General features: G+C 71.4%; 7 protein-coding genes. All 7 read left to right on the plus strand.

Features of this window, described 5'->3' with window-relative positions:
• Positions 1 to 79: 79 nt before the first annotated feature.
• Positions 80 to 1,264 (plus strand): spermidine/putrescine ABC transporter substrate-binding protein, encoded by a 1,185-nt coding sequence (locus EAD96_RS01565; protein WP_121683008.1) that lies wholly within the window; start codon positions 80 to 82, stop codon positions 1,262 to 1,264.
• Complete coding sequence (locus EAD96_RS01570; RefSeq protein WP_121683009.1) at positions 1,261 to 2,418, plus strand: ABC transporter ATP-binding protein; 1,158 nt, start codon at positions 1,261 to 1,263, stop codon at positions 2,416 to 2,418. The genes EAD96_RS01565 and EAD96_RS01570 overlap by 4 nt, the downstream gene beginning before the upstream one ends.
• A gap of 156 nt (positions 2,419 to 2,574) precedes the next feature.
• Positions 2,575 to 3,483 (plus strand): ABC transporter permease, encoded by a 909-nt coding sequence (locus EAD96_RS01575; RefSeq protein WP_121683010.1) that lies wholly within the window; start codon positions 2,575 to 2,577, stop codon positions 3,481 to 3,483.
• Between the two features lie 55 nt (positions 3,484 to 3,538).
• Positions 3,539 to 4,372 (plus strand): ABC transporter permease, encoded by an 834-nt coding sequence (locus EAD96_RS01580; RefSeq protein ID WP_121683011.1) that lies wholly within the window; start codon positions 3,539 to 3,541, stop codon positions 4,370 to 4,372.
• Positions 4,369 to 5,790: an FAD-binding oxidoreductase gene (locus EAD96_RS01585; RefSeq protein WP_121683012.1), complete on the plus strand. Its 1,422-nt coding sequence runs from the start codon at positions 4,369 to 4,371 to the stop codon at positions 5,788 to 5,790. Before EAD96_RS01580 ends, EAD96_RS01585 begins: the two co-directional genes overlap by 4 nt.
• The gene (locus tag EAD96_RS01590) at positions 5,790 to 6,992 is read left to right on the plus strand and encodes a saccharopine dehydrogenase family protein (RefSeq protein WP_121683013.1); all 1,203 of its coding nucleotides are present in this window, start codon (positions 5,790 to 5,792) and stop codon (positions 6,990 to 6,992) included. Before EAD96_RS01585 ends, EAD96_RS01590 begins: the two co-directional genes overlap by 1 nt.
• On the plus strand, positions 6,989 to 8,003 hold a 1,015-nt coding region (speB, locus tag EAD96_RS01595; RefSeq protein WP_121683014.1), incomplete at its 3' end, for an agmatinase. The genes EAD96_RS01590 and speB, both read left to right, overlap by 4 nt.

Genomic DNA, 8,003 nt, shown 5'->3' on the forward strand with positions numbered 1-8,003 from the left:
CTGGCCGAAACCGGGGGGCATCGTCGGCGGCGCGCCGCCCCCGTCCCGCCGCCGACGAGGCCCCCCAAGGAGTCGTCACATGCGTAGTCCCCTCCGGCCCCTCACCCGGCGTGGTCTGCTCACCGGGACCGTCGGCTCGGCCGCGCTGCTCGCCACCGCGGGCACCCTGGCCGGCTGCGGGACCAAGGGCGCCCAGCAGACCGAAGCCGGCTGCAAGAGCGAGGATCTGTCCGCCACCGAGAAGAAGGTCGCCTTCTCGAACTGGCCGCAGTACATGGACACCGACGAGAAGGACGAGTCCAAGCGCCCCACGCTCGACGCGTTCGTCGCCGCCTCCGGCATCCAGGTGACGTACACAGAGGACGTCAACGACAACAACGAGTTCTTCGGCAAGGTCCGCAACCAGCTCGCCGGGTGCCAGAGCACCGGCCGGGACATCATGGTGCTCACCGACTGGATGGCCGCCCGGATGATCCGCCTCGGCTGGGTGCAGAAGTTGGACAAGTCGAAGATGCCCAACGTCGAGGCGAACCTGCTGCCGTCGCTGCGCGGGCGCTCCTTCGACGCCGAGACCCAGCTCGCGGTCCCGTGGCAGTCCGGTCTGGCCGGGCTCGCGTACAACGCGAAGGTCACCAAGGAGATCCGCACCGTCGACGAGCTGCTCACCCGCCCCGATCTCAAGGGCAAGGTGACAGTGCTGTCGGAGATGCGCGACACCATCGGCCTGCTGCTCCAGTCGCTCGGCCACGACCCGGCCAAGTTCACCGCCGCCCAGTTCGACGACGCGCTGAACAAGCTCAAGAAGGCCGTGGACAGCAAGCAGATCCGGCGGTTCACCGGCAACGACTACGCGCCCGACCTGGCCAAGGGCGACATCGCCGCGTGCATCGGCTGGTCCGGCGACGTGGTCCAGCTCGGCTTCGAGGACGAGAAGATCAAGTTCGTGGTGCCCGAGTCCGGCGTGATGCTCTGGTCGGACAACATGCTGGTGCCGAACAAGGCCACCCACAAGGCCAACGCCGAGGCGTTGATGAACCACTACTACGACCCGGCGGTGGCCGCGAAGCTGGCCGCGTACGTCAACTACATCTGCCCGGTGCAGGGCGCGCAGGCCGAGATGGAGAAGATCGACCCGGATCTGGCCACCAACCCGCTGATCTTCCCGGACGACGCGATGCTGTCCAAGGCCAAGGTCTTCATGGCGCTCGACGAAGCGCAGGAGAAGGAGTACGAGACCAAGTTCCAGCAGGTGATCGGCGCGTGAAGGGGCAGCAGACCCCGGCCGGCGACCTGCGACTGGTCGACCTGACCAAGCGGTTCGGCGTCTTCACCGCCGTCGACGACCTCACCCTGACCGTCCCGCAGGGCTCGTTCTTCGCCCTGCTCGGCGCGTCCGGCTGCGGCAAGACCACCACGCTGCGGATGATCGCCGGGCTGGAGCAGCCCACCAGCGGGCAGGTGCTGCTCGGCGAGCAGGACATCGCCGGGCTGCGGCCGTACAAGCGGCCGGTGAACACCGTCTTCCAGAGCTACGCCCTGTTCCCGCACCTGGACATCCACGAGAACGTGGCGTTCGGGCTGCGCCGCCGCGGCATCCGCAAGGTGGGCGACCAGGTCGAGCGGATGCTCGCGCTGGTGCAGCTCGAAGGGTACGGCCGGCGCCGCCCGGCCCAGCTCTCCGGCGGCCAGCAGCAGCGCGTCGCGCTGGCCCGGGCGCTCATCAACCACCCGCAGGTGCTCCTGCTCGACGAGCCGCTCGGCGCGCTCGACCTGAAGCTGCGCCGGCAGATGCAGATCGAGCTGAAGCGGATCCAGACCGAGGTGGGCATCACGTTCGTGCACGTCACCCACGACCAGGAGGAGGCCATGACGATGGCCGACACGGTCGCGGTGATGAACGCAGGCCGGATCGAGCAACTCGGCGCGCCCGCCGACATCTACGAGTACCCGGCCACCGCCTTCGTGGCGAACTTCCTCGGCCAGTCCAACCTGCTCGCCGCCGAAGCCGGCGGCCGCGCCGCCGACGACGTGCTGGTCACGGCGCACGGCGCGCGCTTCTCGGTGCCCGCCGGCCGGGCCCGGCTCACCGACGGGCCGGCCTTCCTCGGCGTACGTCCCGAGAAGCTGCACCTGGCCGACGGTCCGGACCGGGTGCCGGCCGGGCACCAGCACGTCGGCGGCGTGGTCACCGACACCTCCTACGTCGGGGTGAGCACCCAGTACCTCGTGCGCACCGCGTGGGGCAGCGAGCTGTCCGCGTTCGCCGCGAACAGCGGGCTGGGCGGCCGGCTCGCCGTCGGTACGGCGGTGACCGCGCACTGGGATCCGCGGCACGCGTTCCTGCTGCCCCGGGCCGCCGGTGAGGACGACCAGACCACGCCGCTGCTCGACGAGCCGCCGGTGGGTGCGTCGGCATGAGCGAGCGCAGCGAGCGAATCGGCAGGCTCAGCGCGAGGGTGCCTCATGGCGGCACGGAGCGAAGCGGAGTGGCGGCATGAGCGAGCGCAGCGAGCGAATCGGCTGGCTCAGCGCGAGGGTGCCTCATGACGGCGCGGAGCGAAGCGGAGTGGCGGCATGAGCGCGCTGGCCCACGTACCGACCTCCGCCGGGAAGCCGGTGCCGCCGCCGGTGCGGCGCGGGCGCAGCCGCCTCCTGCCGTACCTGTTGCTGCTGCCCGGCGCGGTCTGGCTGCTCGTCTTCTTCGCGCTCCCGCTGGTGCAGCTCGCCTCCGCCAGCCTCTACGACCCGGCCGGGTCGCTCTCCACCGGGTACGCCATGACCTGGGCGTTCGGCAACTACCCGGACGCGCTGCAGGCGTACTGGCCGCAGTTCTCCCGGTCGTTCCTCTACTCGGCCATCGCGCTGGTGCTCGCGCTGCTGATGGGCTATCCGCTGGCGTACGCGATCGCGCAGAAGGCCGGCCGGTGGAAGAACCTGCTGCTGGTGGCGGTGGTCGCGCCGATGTTCACCAGCTTCCTGGTGCGCACGCTGGCCTGGAAGACCATCCTGTCGGACAACGGCGCGCTGGTCGGGCTGCTGCGTGACGTGCACCTGCTCGGCCCGGACGGCCGGCTGCTGGCCACCCCGATCGCCGTGGTGCTCGGCCTGACGTACAACTTCCTGCCGTTCCTGGTGCTGCCGCTGTACGCGAGCCTGGAGCGGCTCGATCCCCGGCTGCTGGAGGCGGCGAGCGACCTGTACGCGAGCCCGCCGCGCGCGTTCGCCAAGGTCACGCTGCCGCTGTCGATGCCCGGCCTGATCGCCGGCACGCTGCTGTTCTTCATCCCGGCCACCGGTGACTACATCAACGCCGAGCTGCTCGGTACGCCGAACGAGTACATGATCGGCAACGTCATCGACTCGGCGTTCCTGGTCCGGCTGGACTATCCGCAGGGCGCGGCGCTGTCGTTCCTGCTGATGGCCGCGATCCTGGCGATCGTCTTCGTCTACCTGCGCCGCGCGGGAACGGAGGAGGTTCTGTGAGTGCGAGGAGCGCAGCGAAGCGGAGCCCCGCAGTCGCGAACGAGAGGCGGGCGCTGTGAGCAGACTGAAGCGCTGGTTCGCCGACCGGTGGGTGATGGGCGTGGCCCTGCTCGTCCTCGGCTACCTGACGCTGCCGATCATGGTAGTCGCCGGTCTGTCCTTCAACCGGCCCTCCAGCCGGCTCTCCTACGACTTCAACGAGTTCACGCTCGACAACTGGAAGCAGCCCTGCGCCACCTCGGACATGTGCGACGCCGTGGTGCGCAGCATGCAGATCGGGCTCATCGCCACGGTCGTCTCCACGCTCCTCGGCACGCTGATGGCGTTCGCGCTGGTCCGGCACAGCTTCCGCGGCCGGTCCGGGCTCAACGGCCTGATCTTCCTGCCGATGGCCACCCCGGAACTGGTGATGGGCACCTCGCTGCTCGCCCTCTTCGTCGCCGCCGGGGTGCCGCAGGGCTTCTGGACCATCGTCATCGCGCACGTCATGTTCTGCGTGTCGTTCGTCGTGGTCACCGTGAAGGCCCGGCTCGCCGGCATGGACCGGCGGCTGGAGGAGGCCGCGATGGACCTGTACGCCAGCGAGTGGCAGACGTTCCGCCGGATCACGCTGCCGCTGGTGCTGCCCGGCATCGTGGCCGCCTCGCTGCTGGCGTTCTCGCTGAGCTTCGACGACTTCATCATCACGAACTTCAACGCCGGCACCACTGTCACGTTCCCCATGTACGTCTGGGGCGCCTCCCAGCGGGGCATCCCGCCGCAGGTCAACGTGATCGGCACGGCCATGTTCGTGATCGCGTTGCTGCTGGTCGGGGCCACCTCGCTGCGCGGGCGGCGGGCGCGACGGGCCGCCCTCGCGATGGTCGCCACACCGGCGGGCAAGCCATGACACTCCCGCATACCGGCCGGGCGCTGGCCGACGCCGCGCCCGTGTCGTACTGGCTGGACCGCCCGGTTCGCCCCGACCCGCTGCCGTCGCTGGCCGGGTCGCACACCGCCGACCTGCTCGTGGTCGGCGGCGGGTACGCCGGGCTGTGGACCGCGCTGCTGGCCAAGGAGGCCGACCCGGACCGCGACGTCCTGCTCGTCGACGCGGGCACGTGCGGCTGGGCGGCGTCCGGGCGCAACGGCGGGTTCTGCGCCGCGTCGCTGACCCACGGGCTCGCCAACGGCGTCGAGCGGTTCCCCGGCGAGATCGGTGAGCTGGAACGGCTGGGCCGGGAGAACCTGGACGCCATCGCCGCCACTGTGGCGAAGTACGACATCGACTGCGACCTCGAACGTACCGGCGAGCTGGCGGTGGCGGTCGAGCCGTACCAGCTCGACGGGCTCGCCGCCGACGCCGCGCTGGCCCGCCGGTACGGCCACGACGTGCGGCTGCTCGACCGCGACGAGGTACGCGCCGAGGTGGCGTCGCCGACGTACCTGGGCGGGATGTGGGACGCCGACCGGGTGGCCCTGCTCGACCCGGCGAAGCTCGCTTGGGGACTGCGCCGGGCCGCGCTCGACCTGGGCGTACGCGTGCACGAGCACACCCGCGTCACCGGCCTGGCCCGCGACGGCGCCGGGCTGCGCGCCACCACGGCGGGCGGCGCGGACGCGGCGCCCGGCGCGGTACGGGCGCGGCAGGTCGTGCTGGCCACGAACGCGTTCCCGCCACTTCTGCGCCGGCTGCGCTCCTGGATCGTGCCGGTCTACGACTACGCGCTGACGACCGAGCCGCTGACCGCCGCGCAGCGCGACGCGATCGGCTGGCGGCACCGGCAGGGGCTCGCCGACACCGGCAACCAGTTCCACTACTACCGGCTCACCGCCGACAACCGGATCCTGTTCGGCGGCTACGACGCGATCTACCACTACGGCAACCGGGTGGCGCCCGCGCTGGAGCAGCGCGAGGCCACCTTCACCACGCTGGCGTCGCACTTCTTCACCACGTTCCCGCAGCTCGCCGACGTGCGGTTCAGTCACCGCTGGGGTGGCGTCATCGACACCTGCACCCGGTTCTGCGCGTTCTTCGGCACCGCGTACGAAGGACGCCTGGCGTACGCGGCCGGGTTCACGGGGCTCGGCGTCGGCGCGACCCGGTTCGGCGCCCGCGTCACGCTCGACCTGCTCTCCGGCACCGACACCCCGCTGACCCGCCTCGACCTGGTGCGCCGCAAGCCGCTGCCGTTCCCGCCGGAACCGGCCCGGTCCGTGGGCATCAACCTCACCCGCTGGTCGCTCGCCCGCGCCGACGCGCGCGACGGTCGGCGCAACCTCTGGCTCCGTACTCTCGACCGTCTTGGACTGGGGTTCGACTCCTGATGCGTATCCTCCTCGTCGGCGCCGGTGGCGTCGGCTCCGCCGCCGTATCCATCGCCGCCCGCCGTTCCTTCTTCGAGGTCATGGTGGTCGCCGACCACGACCCGGCGCGTGCGGCACGGGCCGTCGCCGGGCACGGCGACCGGTTCGTCGCCGCCACTGTGGACGCCTCCTCCGCCGACGCGGTGGCCGCGCTGTGCCGGGAACACCGCATCACCCACGTGCTCAACGCCGTCGACCCGCGCTTCGTCATGCCGATCTTCGACGGCGCGTTCGCCGCCGGGGCCGACTACCTCGACATGGCCATGTCGCTGTCCCGGCCGCACCCCGAGCGCCCCTACGCCGAGACGGGGGTCAAGCTCGGCGACGAGCAGTTCGCCGTCGCGCAGCGGTGGGCCGCCGCCGGGCGGCTCGCGCTGTGCGGCATCGGCGTCGAACCGGGCCTGTCCGACGTCTTCGCCCGCTACGCCGCCGACGAGCTGTTCGCCGAGATCGACGAGATCGGGGTACGCGACGGCGCGAACCTCACAGTCGCCGGGTACGACTTCGCGCCGTCGTTCTCCATCTGGACCACCATCGAGGAGTGCCTCAACCCGCCGGTGATCTGGGAGGCCGGGCGCGGCTGGTTCACCACCGAACCGTTCAGCGAGCCGGAGGTCTTCGACTTCCCGGCCGGGATCGGCCCGGTCGAGTGCGTCAACGTCGAGCACGAGGAGGTACTGCTCATCCCGCGCTGGGTGCCGGCGAAGCGGGTCACCTTCAAGTACGGCCTCGGCACCGAGTTCATCGAGGTGTTGCGCACGCTGCACAAACTCGGGCTGGACTCGACCCAGCCGGTGCGCGTACGCGGCGTCGACGTGTCACCGCGCGACCTGGTGGCCGCCGCGCTGCCCGACCCGGCCACGCTCGGCGACCGGATGAGCGGCAAGACCTGCGCCGGCACGTACGTCACCGGCACCGGGCCGGACGGCCACCCGCGCCGCGTCTACCTGTACCACGTGGTCGACAACGAGTGGTCCATGGCCGAGTACGGCCACCAGGCGGTGGTCTGGCAGACCGCCGTCAACCCGGTCGTCGCGCTGGAACTGCTCGCCACCGGCGCCTGGACGGGCACGGGCGTGCTCGGCCCGGAGGCGTTCCCGCCGACCCCCTTCCTGGACCTGCTCACCGGCTACGGTTCGCCGTGGGGGATGGAGGAACGATGACCCGGTACGGCCCGATGTACGGTCCCGACATCACGTTCCTCGGCGTGCCGCCGTGCACAGTCGAGGAGCCGGTCACGTACGCCGACGCGGACGTGGTGATCATCGGGGCGCCGTTCGACGGTGGCACCTCGCACCGGCCGGGCACCCGGTTCGGGCCGTCCGCCATCCGGCAGGCCTGCTACCTGCCGCACGACGGCTCGCGCCCGTCGCTGGCGCTGCGCGTGGACGGACTGAAGGACCTGTGCGTCTACGACGCCGGCGACGTGGAGATGTTCGGCGGCGACATCGAGCGCTCGCTCGCCGCGCTGGAGACCGCCGTACACGCGGTCGCCTCGGCCGGGGCGATCCCGGTGGTGCTCGGCGGCGACCACTCCATCGCGCTGCCCGACGCCACCGGCGTGGCCCGGCACCACGGGCTCGGCCGGGTGTCGCTGGTGCACTTCGACGCGCACGCCGACACCGGGGACGTCGAGTTCGGCTCACTGCACGGCCACGGCCAGCCGATGCGCCGGCTCATCGAGTCCGGCGCGGTACGCGGCGACCGCTTCCTCCAGATCGGGCTGCGCGGCTACTGGCCCGGCCCGGACACGCTGGCGTGGATGGCGGAACAGCGGATGCGCTCGTACGAGATGACCGAGATCGTGGCGCGCGGCCTGGACACCTGCCTGACCGAGGCGTTCGGGATCGCCACCGACGAGTGCGAGGGCGTGTTCCTCTCCGTCGACGTGGACGTGGTCGACCCGGGCATGGCGCCGGGAACCGGCACGCCGGAGCCGGGCGGGTTCACGTCCCGGCAGCTGCTCGACGCGGTGCGCCGGGTCTGTTACGAGCTGCCGGTGGTCGGGCTGGACGTGGTCGAGGTCGCCCCGCCGTACGACCACGCCGACATCACCGCGTACCTGGGCAACCGGGTGGTGCTGGAGGCGCTGTCCGCGATAGCCCGCCGCCGCCGCGACGCCGAAACCGGAACCCCATGGAACCCCACCCAGCCCTTGTTGGACGACCGCCGCC

The organism is Micromonospora sp. BL1, assembly GCF_003667485.1.
Taxonomy (GTDB): domain Bacteria; phylum Actinomycetota; class Actinomycetes; order Mycobacteriales; family Micromonosporaceae; genus Micromonospora; species Micromonospora tulbaghiae.

Excerpts from the sequence above, each read along its gene's own strand:
- EAD96_RS01565 (WP_121683008.1), top strand. The coding sequence starts at position 80 with ATGCGTAGTCCCCTCCGGCCCCTCACCCGGCGTGGTCTGCTCACCGGG.
- EAD96_RS01575 (WP_121683010.1), top strand. The coding sequence starts at position 2,575 with ATGAGCGCGCTGGCCCACGTACCGACCTCCGCCGGGAAGCCGGTGCCG.
- EAD96_RS01585 (WP_121683012.1), top strand. The coding sequence starts at position 4,369 with ATGACACTCCCGCATACCGGCCGGGCGCTGGCCGACGCCGCGCCCGTG.
- EAD96_RS01590 (WP_121683013.1), top strand. The coding sequence starts at position 5,790 with ATGCGTATCCTCCTCGTCGGCGCCGGTGGCGTCGGCTCCGCCGCCGTA.